Below are 15638 nucleotides of genomic sequence, written 5' to 3' on the forward strand. Positions count from 1 at the left end.
CTGCCAGGTACAAATGTCTGCGCGTAACTGCTTTAAAAGTCATCAAATCAGTGGGGTTAACGCGTATCACACCCGCGTGTTGCTCTCTGATCGCCACGCAAAATTCGCCGCTGGTGCGGCGCGTCGTGCCGTTGTCAGATCTGATGCTTTTTCAACAGCGCGCGCAGTTGATGGTAGGTTAGCCCCAGCAGTTCTGCGGCGTTTTTCTGATTAAACCGGGCCTGTTGCAGGCTTTGCTGTAGCAGGCTTTTTTCTTGCTCCAGCTGAAACTGGCGCAGGTTAAGCGGCAGCGCGGGGCGGGCGGTAGCCTCTTGCGTTGCGCTGCTGATGGCGGGCTGGCGGTGGAAGGGGTCGATAATAATGTCGTCCAGCGGTTCATCAATGGAGCCATGGCGATAAACTGAACGCTCCACCACGTTTTTCAGTTCGCGAATATTACCCGGCCAGCGGTAGTGCCGCAGCGTGTCGCGCGCGCGTTCGGTAAAGCCCGGGAACAGCGGCAGCTTCAGCTCGCGGCACATCTGAATCGCAAAATGTTCGGCCATCAGCATGATATCGCTCTGGCGCTCGCGTAAGGGCGGTAGCAGCACCACGTCAAACGCTAGACGGTCAAGCAGGTCGGCGCGGAAGGCGCCTTCCGCAACCTGCTGGGGCAGATCGGCGTTGGTGGCGCAGACCAGGCGGACGTTGACCTGCAATGGCTGACTGCCGCCGACGCGTTCGAGCTCGCCGTATTCAATGACGCGCAGCAGTTTCTCCTGTACCAGCATTGGCGCGGTGGCCAGTTCATCAAGGAACAACGTGCCGCCATCGGCGCGCTCGAAACGGCCTGGATGACGCTTTTGCGCGCCGGTAAAGGCGCCGGCCTCATGGCCGAACAGCTCGGAATCGAGCAGGTTTTCATTCAGCGCCGCACAGTTGAGCGAAATAAACGGCCCCTGCCAGCAGGAGGAGAGGTAGTGCAGACGGTTGGCGATAAGCTCCTTGCCCGTCCCGCGCTCACCGATAATCAGCACCGGTTTATTCAGCGGCGCCAGCCGGGAAACCTGCTCCAGCACTTCGAGAAAGCGGTTGTCCTCGCCGAGAAGGTTATCTTTGTATTCTGCCATGATGAAATTCGCCACTTGTTGGTGTAATTCGCCATTTCACTGTAGGCGTTTGCGGCGCAAAATTCAATCACCTCTTTTATAATCAATGAGATAAAAAGTTGGCACGGAAGTTGTAATAAGCATTACGCAGGGCTAAGCCCGAAACACAGAACTATGAGGATTGAACAATGGGTATTTTTTCTCGTTTTGCCGACATCGTGAACGCCAACATCAACTCGCTGCTCGAGAAAGCAGAAGATCCGCAGAAGCTGGTGCGACTGATGATCCAGGAAATGGAAGATACGCTGGTGGAAGTGCGCTCCACCTCCGCCCGCGCGCTGGCGGAAAAGAAAGACCTGACCCGCCGCGTGGAACGTGCGCTGGCGCAACAGGTTGAGTGGCAGGAGAAAGCCGAGCTGGCGCTGCGCAAAGATAAAGAAGATCTGGCGCGCGCGGCGCTGATTGAAAAACAAAAGCTGACCGACGTTATCGATACGCTGGAGCATGAAGTCACGCTGGTGGATGAAACGCTGGCGCGAATGAAAAAAGAGATTGGCGAGCTGGAAAACAAGCTGAGCGAAACCCGCGCCCGTCAGCAGTCGCTGGCGCTGCGTCATCAGGCGGCCAGTTCGTCCCGCGATGTGCGTCGTCAGTTGGACAGCGGTAAACTGGATGAAGCGATGGCCCGCTTCGAGTCCTTTGAACGTCGTATCGATCATATGGAAGCCGAGGCTGAGAGCCACCGCTTTGGTAAACAGCCGTCGCTGGACCAGCAGTTTGCTGAGCTGAAGGCGGACGATGAAATCAGCGAGCAGTTGGCCGCGCTGAAAGCCAAAATGAAGCAAGATAACGAATAATTATTCCAGCGGCGCGCCATCCCCGCGCCGCTGCTCATACATGATAAGGAGTTATTATGAGCGCGCTTTTTCTTGGCATACCGCTGACGCTGTTTGTGCTGTTCGTATTGCCAATTTGGCTCTGGCTTCACTACAGCAACCGCTCCCGTTCGGGTGAGCTTTCGCAGGGCGAGCAGCAGCGTCTGCTGCAGCTGACCGATGACGCGAAGCGAATGCGCGAACGCATTCAGGCGTTGGAGGCGATTCTCGATGCCGAGCATCCAAACTGGAGAGACAAATAATGGCGCTGGATTTTAACAAAAAGCTGTGGCGAATCCCGCAGCGGGGCATGGTGAAAGGGGTCTGTGCCGGCATTGCCGAGTACCTCGACGTGCCGGTGAAGCTGATTCGTATTATTACCGTGCTGGCGATGCTGTTCGGCCTGTTTTTCTTCGTCCTCGTCGCCTACGTCATTCTGACCTTTGCCCTCGATCCGATGCCGGAAGGGGCCATGAACGGCGAGCATCAGCCCACCAGCCGCGACTTGCTGGACGCGGTCGATGCCGAACTGGCCGCTGGCGAACAGCGGTTACGCGAGATGGAACGCTACGTGACGTCCGATACCTTTACGTTGCGCAGCCGCTTCCGTCAGCTCTGATAAAGAGGTAAACGATGAGCAATAAATGGCAGCGGGCGGGACAGAAGGTGAAGCCCGGTTTGAAAATCGTCGGCAAACTCGCTCTGCTGACCGCACTGCGTTACGGTCCGGCGGGCGTCGCCGGATGGGCGGTGAAGTCCGTGGCACGCCGTCCGTTGAAAATGATCCTGGCGGTGGCGCTGGAACCGCTGCTGTCGCGCCTCGCCAAACGCTATTTCCCCATGGCAAAATAGCGCTATCGGCGTGGACGGGAGTGTCTGATAAGCAATGAAGCGACTCAAAAATGAATTCAATGCGCTGGTCAACCGTGGCGTTGACCGGCATCTTCGTCTTGCCGTTACCGGCCTGAGCCGGAGCGGCAAGACCGCATTTATCACCGGCCTGGTGAATCAACTGCTGAACGTGCATACCGGCGCGCGGCTGCCGCTGCTGAGCGCGGTGCGTGAGGAGCGCCTGCTGGGCGTGAAGCGCATTCCCCAGCGCGATCTCGGCATTCCACGCTTTACCTATGACGAAGGGCTGGCGCAGCTCTACGGCCAGCCGCCGGCGTGGCCGACGCCCACTCGCGGAGTGAGTGAAATTCGCCTTGCGCTACGCTACAAATCCAACGATTCGCTGCTGCGTCATTTCAAAGAGACCTCCACGCTGTATCTGGAGATTGTCGACTATCCCGGCGAATGGCTGCTCGATCTGCCGATGCTGAATCAGGACTACCTGACCTGGTCGCGACAGATGACCGGTCTGCTGAACGGCCAGCGCGGCGAGTGGTCGGCAAAATGGCGCCAGCTGTGCGCCGGGCTGGATCCGCTGGCTCCCGCCGATGAAAACCGTCTGGCGGAAATCGCCCAGGCCTGGACCGACTATCTGCACCGCTGTAAGCAGGAAGGGCTGCACTTTATTCAGCCAGGGCGCTTTGTGCTGCCCGGTGATATGGCGGGCGCCCCGGCATTACAGTTCTTCCCGTGGCCTGACGTCGACGGTGCGGGTGAGGCAAAACTGGCGCAGGCGGACAAACACAGCAATGCGGGGATGCTGCGCGAACGCTTCCATTATTACTGCGAAAAAGTGGTGAAAGGGTTCTACAAAGAGCATTTCCTGCGTTTCGACCGCCAGATCGTGCTGGTTGACTGTTTACAGCCGCTCAACAGCGGGCCGCAGGCGTTTAACGATATGCGTCTGGCCCTGACTCAGTTGATGCACAGCTTCCACTATGGTCAGCGCACGCTGTTCCGCCGCCTGTTTTCGCCGGTGATTGATAAGCTGCTGTTTGCCGCTACCAAGGCGGATCACGTGACCGTCGATCAGCACGGCAATATGGTGTCGCTGCTACAACAGCTGATTCAGGATGCCTGGCAGAATGCCGCCTTTGAAGGTATCACCATGGACTGCCTGGGGCTGGCTTCGGTGCAGGCGACGCAAAGCGGGTTGATTGAGGTCAACGGCGAGAAGATCCCCGCGCTGCGCGGCCATCGTTTGAGCGACGGCCAGCCGCTGACGGTTTATCCTGGCGAAGTTCCGGCACGGCTGCCGGGCCAGGCTTTCTGGGACAAACAGGGCTTCCAGTTCGAGGCTTTTCGCCCGCTAACGATGGACGTTGACCAGCCGCTGCCGCACATCCGCCTGGATGCGGCGCTGGAGTTTTTGATTGGAGATAAGCTGCGATGACCGATTCTTTTAAACCGCGAATCGATTTTGACGGGCCGCTTGACGAAGCGAAGGCGGAACAGTTTAAAGGCGCGCAGGCGTTTGACGGTGAAGCGGCGGAAAAATTCGCCCCCGTGGCGCTGGATGACATCGGCGAGCCGGAAGGGCAGGCCGAAGCTACCGTGGAAGCGGCGCTGCGCCCGAAACGCAGTCTGTGGCGTAAAATGGTCGCCGCCGGGCTTACGCTGTTTGGCGCCAGCGTGGTTGCGCAGGGCGTGCAGTGGACGGTGAATGCCTGGCAAACCCAGGACTGGGCCGCGCTGGGCGGCTGCGTTGCGGGCGCGCTGATCGTTGGCGCGGGCGTGGGCTCGGTCGCGACCGAGTGGCGCAGGCTGTGGCGTTTACGCCAGCGCGCGCAGGAGCGTGATGAGGCCCGCACGCTGATGCACAGCCACAGCGTCGGCAAAGCGCGTGCCTTCTGTGAGAGCCTGGCGCGTCAGGCTGGGCTGGATCAATCTCATCCGGCGCTACAGCGCTGGTATGCCGCAATACACGAGACCCAAAGCGACCGTGAAGTGGTGAGCCTGTATGCACACCTGGTGCAGCCGGTGCTCGATGCGCAGGCGCGGCGCGAAATCAGCCGCTCAGCGGCAGAATCGACCTTGATGATCGCCGTCAGTCCGCTGGCGCTGGTGGACATGGGGTTTATCGCCTGGCGTAACCTGCGGCTGATTAACCGTATTGCTAACCTGTACGGCATTGAGCTCGGTTACTACAGCCGTTTGCGCCTGTTCCGACTGGTGCTGATCAATATCGCTTTTGCCGGTGCCAGCGAGCTGGTGCGTGAAATTGGCATGGACTGGATGTCGCAGGATCTGGCCGCGCGTCTTTCGACCCGCGCAGCGCAGGGTATTGGTGCCGGGCTGCTCACGGCACGACTGGGCATTAAAGCCATGGAACTGTGCCGCCCGCTGCCGTGGATCGACAACGACAAACCGCGTCTGGGGGATTTCCGCCGCGAGCTGGTCGGGCAGTTGAAGGCGACGGTACAGAAGGGCAAAAGCGCGCCGTCGCGGGACGATTGAACGAGATAAAATAACCTTATGCGAAAATAGCATAAGGTATATCTATACTTATCTTTACTGAAAGTGACAAGCGGCGCTACCTTAGCGGGTATCGCCAACCGCATGATCATTATCAGGAAGTCCCGATGACAAGAAAATTGCTGCCGTTTTTGGTGCTGACCGCGCTGTCAGCTTCTGCCTATGCCGCTACGCCGCCCACGACGCTGGTGGTCGCACAGGGCCTGGATGATATCGTCAGCCTTGACCCGGCGGAAGCGAACGAGCTTTCCAGCATCCAGACGGTGCCGAGCCTGTACCAGCGGCTGGTCCAGCCGGACCGCAACGATCCGGCAAAAATAACGCCGATTCTCGCCGAAAGCTGGCAGGCCGATGCGGCGGCGAAAACGCTGACCGTCAAGCTTAAGAGTGACGCCAAATTTGCCTCCGGCAACGCCCTTCGTCCAGAAGACGTGATTTTCTCTTACACCCGCGCCGTGACGCTCAACAAGTCGCCGGCATTCATCCTCAACGTTTTAGGCTGGCAGCCGGATAACATTGCTAGCCAACTGAAGAAAGTTGACGATCACACGCTGCAAATTCACTGGACCGCTGACGTCAGTCCGGCGGTGGCGCTGAATATTCTGTCGACGCCAATTGCCTCTATCGTGGATGAAAAATTGGTCGCGCCAACGTGAAGGGGAATGACTTTGGCAACGAGTGGCTAAAAATGCACTCGGCCGGCAGCGGTGCGTTTAAAATGCGCGTTTACCAGCCGCACCAGGCCATCGTACTGGAAGCAAACGCTACCTCGCCAACCGGTGCGCCGAAGCTGAAAAGCGTGATCATTAAAAACGTGCCCGATCCGGCCTCGCGCCGCCTGCTGATTCAGCAGGGTGACGCTGACGTGGCGCGCGATCTCGGCGCCGACCAAATTGATGCCTTGCAGGGCAAGCCAGGCCTACAGGTGCTGAGCATTCCTTCTGCGGAGCAAAACTACGTTGCCTTCAACACTGCCAATACCGCCAACCCGCTGCTGGCTAACCCGGCGTTCTGGGAGGCCGCGCGCTGGCTGGTCGACTATAACGGGATTACCAAAGATCTGCTGAAAGGGCAGTATTTTGTGCATCAGAGCTTCCTGCCGGTCGGCTTCCCGGGCGCGCTGGACAACACGCCGTTTAAATTTGACCCTGAAAAAGCGAAAGCGATTCTGGCGAAAGCGGGCATTAAAGATGCGCACTTTACCCTCGATGTGGAAAACAAGCCGCCGTTTATCACCATCGCGCAATCGATGCAGGCCAGCTTTGCCCAGGGTGGCGTGAAGGTTGAACTGCTGCCGGCCGCGGGCAGCCAGGTGTACGCTCGCGTGCGTGCGAAGCAGCACCAGGCGGCCATCCGTCTATGGATCCCGGACTACTTCGATGCGCACTCTAACGCCAGCGCTTTTGCCTTTAATGACGGTAAATCAAGCACCGTCGCCGGGCTAAACGGCTGGAAAATTCCTGAGCTGAACAAAGCGACGCTGGCGGCAGTGGCTGAGCCGGATGCGGCTAAACGTCTTGACCTGTATAAGAAAATGCAGGAAGAGCTACAGCGCAGCTCGCCGTATATCTTTATCGATCAGGGGAAAACGCAGATTGTTATCCGCGATAATGTGAAAGGCTACCAGCAGGGGCTTAACGCCGATATGGTCTGGTACGATCGCGTGACCAAGTAACCGCTATCGCCGCCGCGGCCCGCAGGTATCCGCCTACGGGCCGCGGCCGTTTGTTTTGTCGTTGATAGAAATACGGAATTCCCATGCCCGCCGTTTTACCGAATCTAACCGCTCTGCGAACCCGGCGTCTGCTGTCGGCGCTGCTTCAGGGGCTACTGACGCTGGCGCTGACGCTTCTGGGGCTGCTGCTGGTGACCTTTGCGCTTTCTGCGCTTTCGCCCGTCGATCGGGTGCTGCAAATTGTTGGCGACCATGCCAGCCAATCTACCTATGACCAGGTGCGCCACCAGTTGGGGCTGGATCGATCGCTGCCGGTACAGTTCTGGCACTATCTGGTGAATCTGACCCACGGCGATCTGGGTACCGCGAGCGCCACCGGACAGCCGGTACTGCACGATCTACTGGCGGCATTTCCGGCCACGTTGGAACTGGCGACGCTGGCGCTGATTATCGGTGCGATTTTCGGCGTTATCGCCGGGGTCTTGTGCGCCCGCTATGCTGGCTCGCCGTGGGATTTTGCCGTGCGCACGTTGACGCTGCTGGGTAACTCGGTGCCGATTTTCTGGCTCGGGCTGCTGATGCTGGCGCTGTTTTACGCGAAGCTACAGTGGAGCCCCGGCCCCGGTCGCCTTGACGATATTTATCAGTTCACCATTGAGCCAAAAACCGGCTTTGCGCTGATCGATACCTGGCTTTCCGGCGATAAAGAGGCTTTCCGCAACGCTTTCAGCCACCTGGTGCTGCCGGTGCTGCTGTTGGCCTACTATTCGATGGCCAGCATTACGCGCCTCACGCGTTCGGCCTGTCTGAGCGAAATGAATAAAGAATACATCCTGCTGGCGCGCGCCAAAGGGGCGGGAGAAATGAGCATTCTGCTGCGCCACGTACTGCCGAACATTCGCGGCACGCTGCTGACGGTGATTGCGCTGGCCTATACCGCCATGCTGGAAGGCGCGGTGCTGACCGAAACGGTTTTTTCCTGGCCGGGCATCGGGCGTTACCTGACGACGGCACTGTTTGCCGGTGATACGTCGGCGATTATGGGCGGAACGCTGCTGATTGGCGTGTGTTTTGTCCTGATAAATAACCTCACCGACGTGCTGGTGCGGCTAACTGATCCGAGGGTTCGCTAATGCCCACTTCGCTATTTTTACGTCGTCTGCTGCGTTCACCTGCGGCGTGCTGTGGGCTGACGGTTATTGCTTTACTGGTCCTGACGGCGCTGTTTGCGCCGTGGCTCGCGCCGCAGGACCCGAACTGGCAGGATGCCGCCGCGCGTCTGCAAATGCCCAGCGCGCAGCACTGGCTGGGGACCGACAGCTACGGGCGCGATCTGCTTTCCCGGCTGATCTACGGTACCCGGCCTGCGCTGGGGCTGGTCGCGCTGGTGACGGTGATTACCCTGCCGGTCGGGCTGCTGATTGGCATCCTCTCCGGTTATTACGGCGGCTGGCTGGAACGCGTTCTGATGCGCTTTACCGATGTCGTGATGTCGATGCCGAGGCTGATTCTGGCCTTCGCATTTGTCGCGATGCTCGGCCCTGGCCTCGTGAACGGTGCGCTGGCGCTGGCCTTAACCACCTGGCCTGCCTATGCGCGCCAGGCGCGCAGCGAGATTCAGCGTCTGCGCCACAGCGACTATCTGGCCGCCGCCGAAATGATGGGCATTCGTGGTCTACGGCTGCTGGTGGGCCACATTCTGCCGCTGTGCCTACCGTCCGCCATTGTGCGTCTGGCATTGGATCTGGCGGGCATTATTCTTGCGGCGGCGGGACTCGGTTTCCTCGGGCTGGGCGCTCGCCCGCCGATGGCGGAGTGGGGGGCGATGATTGCCGATGGTATGCAGGTTATCTTTGACCAGTGGTGGATTGCCGCCGCGCCGGGCGCGGCCATTCTGCTGGCCAGCCTGGCATTTAACCTGCTAGGCGATGGTTTACGTGACGTACTGGAGCCGCAACATGACTGAACAACGTCTCTGCGTACAGGGGCTGAATATTGACTATCCTGCTGCCCGGGTGGTCAATAATATGAATTTTACCCTGGGTAATGAACGCCTGGCGCTGGTGGGCGAATCGGGCTCCGGTAAGTCGATGACCGCACGGGCGTTGATGGGGCTGGTGCGTAAGCCCGGTATCGTCAGCGCCGAACGACTGAGCGTGCTAGGCCGCGATGTGCTGACGCTCAACGCGCGTGGCTGGCGTGAGCTGCGCGGTAACGATATCGCCATGGTATTACAGGACCCGCGCTATGCGCTGAACCCGGTGAAAACCATACGGGCACAGCTGGAAGAAGCGCTGACCCTGCATCAGCGTCTGGGGCGACGCGAGCGGCAGGAAAAAATAGAATCCGCCGTGCTGGCCATGGGGCTGGACGTGCGCGTGCTGGATCGCTATCCCGGCGAACTGTCCGGTGGAATGGGGCAACGGGTGATGATCGCCATCGCGCTGATTAACGACCCGCAGGTGCTGATCGCCGATGAACCGACCTCGGCGCTGGATGCCCGGCTGCGCAACCAGATCCTTGAGCTATTGGTCGCCCAGTGCGAGCAACGCCATATGGCCATGCTACTGATCAGCCACGACCTGCCGCTGGTGGCGCAGCACTGCCACCGCGTGCTGGTGATGTACCAGGGCAACGGCGTTGATGAGATGGCGGCTGCAGACCTGCCGCAGGCTACGCATCCCTATACGCGCACCCTGTGGACCTGTCGCCCGAATGCGCAAACCTATGGACAGATGCTGCCGACGCTGGACCGTACGCAGAATTTTGAGGAGGCGGCGCATGGCGATCGTTAATCTTGAGTCGCTTCAGGTGACCTTTGGTGACAAAACGGCAGTCTCTGCTGCCAGTTTTCAGGTCGAGGAGGGCGAAACGTTCAGCCTGATCGGCGAGTCCGGCTGCGGGAAGTCGACCATTCTGCGGGTGATTGCCGGGCTTCAGCGGGAATGGCGCGGGAAGGTGGCGCTGTTCGGCCGCCAGATTGGCGCGGGGGCGCGCTTTCACGGCGATCTGCGGCGCAATGTGCAGATGGTATTCCAGGACCCTTACGCCTCGCTGCACCCGAATCATACGCTGTGGCGCACGTTGGGCGAACCGCTGCGCATTCACGGCGAGACGGAGGTCGACATGCGCGTGCGCACCGCGCTGGAGCAGGTGGGCCTGCCCGCCGATGCCGCGCGGCGCTATCCGCATCAGCTCTCCGGCGGCCAGCGTCAGCGCGTTGCCATTGCCCGCGCGCTGTTGTTGCGTCCAAAAATCCTGCTGCTGGATGAACCCACATCGGCGCTGGATATGTCGGTGCAGGCGGAGATCCTTAATTTGCTTAACCGTCTCAAACAGGCGCACGGCATGACCTATCTGTTAGTCAGCCACGATGCGGACGTGATTGCGCATATGTCGGATCGCGCGGCGTTTATGGCCGGCGGCGTCATTCAGCGCTTTTTCGATCGCGAAGCGTTAACGCGCGGCGAACACCGTATGGGGTAACCCCTCAATGCCCGACACAGTCCGCGCCCTCACCCTTAAAAGGGAGAGGGCGCGGGTGCGGTTTAGTGATTCTGTCCGATTGATCGTATAACTTTACGGCACAAAGGCCATTTTTCCGCCATACTGTCAATAATTGTTGACAGTCATCTTCCCGCCGACCGATAACTGTCTTATTATTCATACGTCTTTGGCTCTTAAGGGTGAACACTCCCATGCGTCTTGAAGTCTTTTGTGAAGACCGCCTTGGTCTGACTCGTGAACTGCTCGATTTATTGGTCCTGCGCGGTATTGATCTGCGCGGTATCGATATCGACCCTGTTGGCCGAATCTACCTTAATTTCGCGGAGCTGGATTTCTCCAGCTTCAGCAGCCTGATGGCGGAAATCCGCCGTATCGCCGGCGTCATTGACGTACGTACCGTACCGTGGATGCCCTCCGAGCGCGAACACCTGGCGCTGAGCGCGCTGCTGGAAGCCATGCCGGAGCCGGTGCTGTCGCTGGATACTCGTAGCAAAATCGAACGTGCCAACCCAGCGAGCTGCCAGCTGTTTGGCATGAGTCAGGATCGCATGCGTAACCACAACGTGGCGCAGCTGATTAGCGGCTTCAACTTCCAGCGCTGGCTGGAGAGCGATGCGGTGGAATCACATGCTGAGCATGTGGTGATCCACGGGCAAAACTTCCTGCTGGAAGCCACGCCGGTCTACATCAACGGCGAGGGCGATAGCCGAATCCTGGCGGGGGCAGTCGTCATGCTGCGCTCGACATTGCGTATGGGCCGTCAGCTGCAAACCATGACCACGCAGGATGTTAGCGCGTTCAGCCAGATTGTCGCCGTCAGCCCGCGTATGCGGCAGGTGGTCGATCAGGCTCGTAAGCTGGCGCTGCTGACCGCGCCGCTGCTGATTGTGGGGGAAACCGGCACCGGTAAAGATCTGCTGGCTCACGCTTGCCATCTGGCGAGCCCGCGCGCGGCGAAGCCGTACCTGGCCCTGAACTGTGGTTCTATCCCGGAAGATGCCGTCGAGAGCGAGCTGTTTGGCGATGCTGCCGATGGCAAAAAAGGGTTCTTTGAGCAGGCTAACGGCGGCTCGGTGCTGCTGGATGAAATTGGCGAAATGTCGCCGCGTATGCAGACGAAACTGCTGCGCTTCCTCAATGACGGCACTTTCCGCCGGGTGGGTGAAGATCATGAAGTGCACGTTGACGTGCGCGTTATCTGTGCCACGCAGAAAAACCTGGTCGAGCTGGTGCAAAAGGGATTATTCCGTGAGGATCTCTACTATCGCCTCAACGTGCTGACGCTCAACCTGCCGCCGCTGCGCGATCGTCCGCAGGACATCATGCCGCTGACCGAGCTGTTCGTGGCACGCTTTGCCGATGAGCAGGGGATCGCGCGGCCGAAGCTGTCTGCTGATTTGAATACGGTGCTGACCCGCTATGGCTGGCCGGGCAACGTGCGGCAGCTGAAAAATGCAGTCTATCGTGCGCTGACGCAGCTGGAAGGCTACGAACTGCGTCCGCAGGACGTGCTGCTGCCGGATCACGATGTCTCAAGCGCGGCGGTCGGTGAAGAGGCGATGGAAGGTTCGCTGGATGACATTACCCGCCGTTTCGAGCGCTCGGTGCTGACTCAGCTTTATCGCAGCTATCCGAGTACGCGCAAGCTGGCTAAGCGTCTTGGCGTATCGCATACGGCGATTGCCAATAAATTGCGGGAATATGGCTTGAGTAATAAGAAGGGCGAAGAGTAATCCCTGCCGCGTAATAACCCGGTGGTGCCGTGCCACCGGGTTATTCTGGACATATCAAAATAGAAAAGTTTGCATCATAATTCCAAACTTTTTCCCCGCCCCGACGACAATTACTTCCACGTTTTTAGCAGAATGATTTTTTTTGTGATCTCAATGCCGTTTTAGAACAGGTTGCCCGAATACTGTTGGCACTCCAAAATAGGAGAGCCTATGAATACGTGCGACGAAGCAGTAAAAGCAAAGCGTAAAATTTATATTACGTTGAGCTTATTTATATTAGTGTACTTTTTTTCATGGAAAGCCACCCTGGATACCTATTCCTTCTGGTTATCAGAAAAAATAGGTCTGGACGGCGTGGCGATCGGTATTGTTTTCGCAGTAAACGGTTTTTGTGCGGTATTGATTAAACCGGTTTACGGATTTTTAATCGATCGGCTTGGGCTGCGTAAGGATTTGCTTTTTTTCATATCACTTATTTCTATTACCGTGTTTCCATTCTTCTTTTATATTTACAAACCGCTATTACAGAATGTTCTTTATCTGGGGATCGTGGCGGGTGCGGTCTTTTTAAGTATGGGGTATTACGCGGGCTGCGCGGCGGCCGAGTCATATCTTGACCGCTTTGGTCGCCTGTTTGACCTTGAGTTTGGGCAAATTCGCATGTGGGGAGCGATTGGCTCAGTTTTCTCGGCGGCCAGCACTGGCTACATTTTTAATATTAACCCCATGATTAACTTTGGCATCAGCTCTGCCGGTGCGCTGGTCATTCTGATTATTGTTCTGACCATGAAGATTGAGGTCAGCGATGAGGTGAAAAGCCGGATTATCGCCAAAGAAAAAACGACGCTGAAAGACATTACGGCCCTGTTCCGCCAGCGCAATTTCTGGACGTTTGTCCTTTATGTTTGCGGCGTGGTGTGGGTATTGTTTGTCGCGGAGCAGCAGTATCCTCGTTTCTTTATTACCTTTTATGACAGTAAAGAGACGGGACATCAGATGTACGGCTATCTTGGCGCAGCGAGCCTTGGCTGCGAGTTTCTGTGCATGATGGTTGCGCCGGGAATCGTTAACCGGCTGGGGCCAAAAGCGGGGATGCTGATCACCGGTTTTGTCGTCGCCGCGCGTTTTATCGGTTCCGGGATGGTCACCAGTGCGCTAGCGATTGGTATTATCAAACTTTCCTGGGGCATTGAAATGTCCTTTCTACTGGTGTCGGTATTTAAATACCTCGAGATAAATTTTGATAAAAAAATTAACGGCACCATGTATTTATTAGGCTATCAAAGCGTGAACTATGTGGGCACCGTTTTGCTGTCACCGTTGAGCGGTTATTTATACGAAAAAATCGGCTTTGCTGATACCTATTTATTAATGGGCGGTACCGCACTGCTGTTTACGGTTTTATCAGCGGTGCTGCTGAATAATAATCGTAAAACAGTGCAATTAACCTTGAACCACCAACACTCATGAGCCGAAAATGACAAGAGCGCGAATTATCAGTCGACTTTACCAGATAATAAATAGCACCGTAACCCGAACGCTGAATAAACAACAAAGCTTTGCTCAGACATTAACATTAGCGGGGGATCCCTATATTAGCGGGAAGTTTTCGCTGGCGTTGAGCCTGCTGCTTGAACAGTCTCCAGAGCGTTGCGCGGAATGGGAAAGCCTTTGGCCTGAACTGGTGAGTGCGCCTTGCGATAACTGGGGCAAATATTATTTCCTCCAGGCGCTGCTGAGGCTGCAACAACAAAGGGTGCTGGAACAGGTATTGACCGCCGGGCAGCTCGCGGTGCTGCGTGGTAAGCTAGACTGGCAGGAGATGGTCGAAGAGACGACGTGGCAGCTGAAATCGTGCTTTCCCACTAACTTCTACGGCGTTGCGTTCAGCGTGGCGCGGCTCAGGTTCCTGCTGGGGTGGGAAAGCGAACGGGCATCGCAGGAAATCTTACAGCGGCTCCTTGAGCATTACCGCGCCCACGCGGAGAACGGCTGTTGTGACGAAACCCGTGGGCATGGCCGCTTTGATCGTTACAGCGTGCTGCTGGTAGCGGAAATTTGCCAGCGCCACCTCGAAACCGGGTTGCCGGTCGCCGATTGGTTACAAGCGTCGCTGCGCCAGGCGGCAACGCTGGTGCTGTCGATGTGTACCGATAATGGTAGCGGTTTCCAGTGGGGACGTTCGATCGGTGCCTATGGCGACAGTGCCTTTAATGAGATTCTGGCGGTCAGTGCGCGTCTTGGGTTGCTGAATGCGCAGGAACTGGCGGCGGCAGGCGCGTTTTCTCTGGCCTGTAGCGAACGCTTCCTGAGCTTCTGGTATGACCCGGATGAGCAGAGCGTAAATTTGTGGTTTAAGGGCCGTCAGACCGACGCCTATCGTGCCGAGCATCGGCTGGTCGGGGAGAATATTAGCCTTTGCGTGCAGCACCTGAACGTCCAGCAGGTCTGGTCCGCGCGAGCTGCCGCATCGGCGTCAGTGCCACGTCCGGCGCAGCTTGCGCTAACCTTCACCGCATTTCGTGAAGCGCGCTATGCTCGCGGCCTGTATCAGTGGTATGACGGGCAGCGTGCTTTTGTGCTGCCGCTGATAAACGGTGCTCGCCCCTACCACGGTACGTCGCCTTATTTCCCTATTCCGTTCAGTGAAGGGCTGTTTACCGGCGTGGCGCAGGGCGATGCGCCGCTATGGGTGCCCGGTATTTATGATGAGCGCGGCCGCGTGCTGCGTCCGCTGGTCTGGTTTCGCGGTACTCGGCAGCAAAAGACCGCCGGGGGATGGGAAGTTATTATCGAATATGACGGGCTGGACGTGGTCGCCGAAGCTGGTGAGGTGGTGCAAGAACCGCTGCGCGACGCCGAATTCGGTTGCAGGACGCGCTTTCTGATCGCGCCCGGGAGCGTGACGCGCGAGGATACCTTTACCTGTCCGCCGGGTAGATCGCTGCGCATTGAGCTGATCGCGGCGGTTTATGCTGAAAGCACGCCGGTCCGGTTGCAAGGGTATACGCAGATCCAGCGTCGGGCGACCACGCTACGTAGCCCGACCGGCCCGCTGGCGCAGGAAATCGTTGGCAGCCTCGCGTGCGCCGAACGAACGGAGTTCACCGTTAGCTGGCAGGTACAATACAATGAATAAATTGCCTCTGGCGGGGCGATAAAATACACGACGCGTCATCAATCTATTTATCACCTCCTTTTATATTACGATGATTTTATATCACTCGCTTAAGGGCTTCTGCGGCTATTTGAATATGACCATGCGGGTGAGCAAGATCATCATATTGACGGACGCAGGAGGCTGGAACATTAATTGATTGATTTAATGTGATGGGTCTCTGGGTTTAACCTGGTCAGCACGAAGACAATTCTATTGTCGTCTCGAACGGGCGGC

The 15638-nt window shown here is 57.7% G+C and carries 14 protein-coding genes and 1 pseudogene; 14 read left to right on the top strand and 1 reads right to left on the bottom strand.

Annotation, left to right across the window (positions count from 1 at the left end; genetic code table 11):
* Positions 1 to 134: 134 nt before the first annotated feature.
* Positions 135 to 1109, bottom strand: a complete 975-nt coding sequence (gene pspF, locus H7R58_RS10065) for a phage shock protein operon transcriptional activator (protein ID WP_182929029.1) — start codon at positions 1107 to 1109, stop codon at positions 135 to 137.
* Positions 1110 to 1276: 167 nt separating this feature from the next.
* On the opposite strand from pspF, the gene pspA reads away from it, so the two are divergent.
* The 14 genes and pseudogenes from pspA to H7R58_RS10135 all read left to right on the top strand — a co-directional run bounded on the left by pspA (position 1277) and on the right by H7R58_RS10135 (position 15383).
* Complete coding sequence (gene pspA / locus H7R58_RS10070) at positions 1277 to 1945, top strand: phage shock protein PspA (protein WP_106928987.1); 669 nt, start codon at positions 1277 to 1279, stop codon at positions 1943 to 1945.
* Between the two features lie 56 nt (positions 1946 to 2001).
* On the top strand, positions 2002 to 2226 hold the full coding sequence (gene pspB / locus H7R58_RS10075; protein ID WP_106928985.1) for an envelope stress response membrane protein PspB: 225 nt from the start codon (positions 2002 to 2004) through the stop codon (positions 2224 to 2226).
* Positions 2223 to 2582 (top strand): envelope stress response membrane protein PspC, encoded by a 360-nt coding sequence (pspC, locus tag H7R58_RS10080; RefSeq protein WP_182930645.1) that lies wholly within the window; start codon positions 2223 to 2225, stop codon positions 2580 to 2582. The genes pspB and pspC overlap by 4 nt, the downstream gene beginning before the upstream one ends.
* A 14-nt stretch (positions 2583 to 2596) precedes the next feature.
* Positions 2597 to 2815 (top strand): phage shock protein PspD, encoded by a 219-nt coding sequence (gene pspD, locus H7R58_RS10085; protein ID WP_106928981.1) that lies wholly within the window; start codon positions 2597 to 2599, stop codon positions 2813 to 2815.
* 34 nt (positions 2816 to 2849) lie between these two features.
* Entirely contained in the window at positions 2850 to 4247 is a 1398-nt protein-coding gene (locus tag H7R58_RS10090; protein ID WP_106928979.1) for a YcjX family GTP-binding protein, read from the top strand.
* A complete protein-coding gene (locus tag H7R58_RS10095) occupies positions 4244 to 5311 on the top strand; it encodes a YcjF family protein (protein WP_182929028.1) in 1068 nt (355 codons plus the stop codon). Before H7R58_RS10090 ends, H7R58_RS10095 begins: the two co-directional genes overlap by 4 nt.
* Before the next feature lie 125 nt (positions 5312 to 5436).
* A pseudogene (locus tag H7R58_RS10100) lies at positions 5437 to 7004 on the top strand (ABC transporter substrate-binding protein).
* A gap of 83 nt (positions 7005 to 7087) precedes the next feature.
* Positions 7088 to 8137: an ABC transporter permease gene (locus H7R58_RS10105; protein WP_106928972.1), complete on the top strand. Its 1050-nt coding sequence runs from the start codon at positions 7088 to 7090 to the stop codon at positions 8135 to 8137.
* The gene (locus tag H7R58_RS10110) at positions 8137 to 8970 is read left to right on the top strand and encodes an ABC transporter permease (protein WP_106928970.1); all 834 of its coding nucleotides are present in this window, start codon (positions 8137 to 8139) and stop codon (positions 8968 to 8970) included. Before H7R58_RS10105 ends, H7R58_RS10110 begins: the two co-directional genes overlap by 1 nt.
* Positions 8963 to 9799, top strand: a complete 837-nt coding sequence (locus H7R58_RS10115; RefSeq protein WP_182929027.1) for an ABC transporter ATP-binding protein — start codon at positions 8963 to 8965, stop codon at positions 9797 to 9799. The genes H7R58_RS10110 and H7R58_RS10115 overlap by 8 nt, the downstream gene beginning before the upstream one ends.
* Entirely contained in the window at positions 9786 to 10490 is a 705-nt protein-coding gene (locus H7R58_RS10120) for an ABC transporter ATP-binding protein (protein ID WP_106928967.1), read from the top strand. The genes H7R58_RS10115 and H7R58_RS10120 overlap by 14 nt, the downstream gene beginning before the upstream one ends.
* Positions 10491 to 10702: 212 nt before the next feature.
* Positions 10703 to 12244: a transcriptional regulator TyrR gene (tyrR, locus tag H7R58_RS10125; RefSeq protein ID WP_182934711.1), complete on the top strand. Its 1542-nt coding sequence runs from the start codon at positions 10703 to 10705 to the stop codon at positions 12242 to 12244.
* Between the two features lie 171 nt (positions 12245 to 12415).
* Positions 12416 to 13714 carry an oligosaccharide MFS transporter gene (locus tag H7R58_RS10130; RefSeq protein ID WP_227674106.1) on the top strand — a complete coding sequence of 433 codons (1299 nt, stop codon included), beginning with the start codon at positions 12416 to 12418 and terminating at the stop codon, positions 13712 to 13714.
* Positions 13715 to 13721: 7 nt separating this feature from the next.
* The gene (locus H7R58_RS10135; protein WP_182934712.1) at positions 13722 to 15383 is read left to right on the top strand and encodes a hypothetical protein; all 1662 of its coding nucleotides are present in this window, start codon (positions 13722 to 13724) and stop codon (positions 15381 to 15383) included.
* Positions 15384 to 15638: the final 255 nt, after the last annotated feature.

It is taken from the genome of Klebsiella sp. WP4-W18-ESBL-05 (assembly GCF_014169075.1).
GTDB lineage: Bacteria > Pseudomonadota > Gammaproteobacteria > Enterobacterales > Enterobacteriaceae > Kluyvera > Kluyvera ascorbata_B.

What these genes read in the sequence shown, in the direction of transcription:
- H7R58_RS10135 (WP_182934712.1), top strand. Translation starts at nt 13,722, where the DNA reads ATGACAAGAGCGCGAATTATCAGTCGACTTTACCAGATAATAAATAGC.
- H7R58_RS10110 (WP_106928970.1), top strand. Translation starts at nt 8,137, where the DNA reads ATGCCCACTTCGCTATTTTTACGTCGTCTGCTGCGTTCACCTGCGGCG.
- pspB (WP_106928985.1), top strand. Translation starts at nt 2,002, where the DNA reads ATGAGCGCGCTTTTTCTTGGCATACCGCTGACGCTGTTTGTGCTGTTC.
- pspD (WP_106928981.1), top strand. Translation starts at nt 2,597, where the DNA reads ATGAGCAATAAATGGCAGCGGGCGGGACAGAAGGTGAAGCCCGGTTTG.
- H7R58_RS10115 (WP_182929027.1), top strand. Translation starts at nt 8,963, where the DNA reads ATGACTGAACAACGTCTCTGCGTACAGGGGCTGAATATTGACTATCCT.
- pspA (WP_106928987.1), top strand. Translation starts at nt 1,277, where the DNA reads ATGGGTATTTTTTCTCGTTTTGCCGACATCGTGAACGCCAACATCAAC.
- H7R58_RS10105 (WP_106928972.1), top strand. Translation starts at nt 7,088, where the DNA reads ATGCCCGCCGTTTTACCGAATCTAACCGCTCTGCGAACCCGGCGTCTG.
- pspF (WP_182929029.1), bottom strand. Translation starts at nt 1,109, where the DNA reads ATGGCAGAATACAAAGATAACCTTCTCGGCGAGGACAACCGCTTTCTC.
- H7R58_RS10090 (WP_106928979.1), top strand. Translation starts at nt 2,850, where the DNA reads ATGAAGCGACTCAAAAATGAATTCAATGCGCTGGTCAACCGTGGCGTT.
- tyrR (WP_182934711.1), top strand. Translation starts at nt 10,703, where the DNA reads ATGCGTCTTGAAGTCTTTTGTGAAGACCGCCTTGGTCTGACTCGTGAA.
- H7R58_RS10095 (WP_182929028.1), top strand. Translation starts at nt 4,244, where the DNA reads ATGACCGATTCTTTTAAACCGCGAATCGATTTTGACGGGCCGCTTGAC.
- H7R58_RS10120 (WP_106928967.1), top strand. Translation starts at nt 9,786, where the DNA reads ATGGCGATCGTTAATCTTGAGTCGCTTCAGGTGACCTTTGGTGACAAA.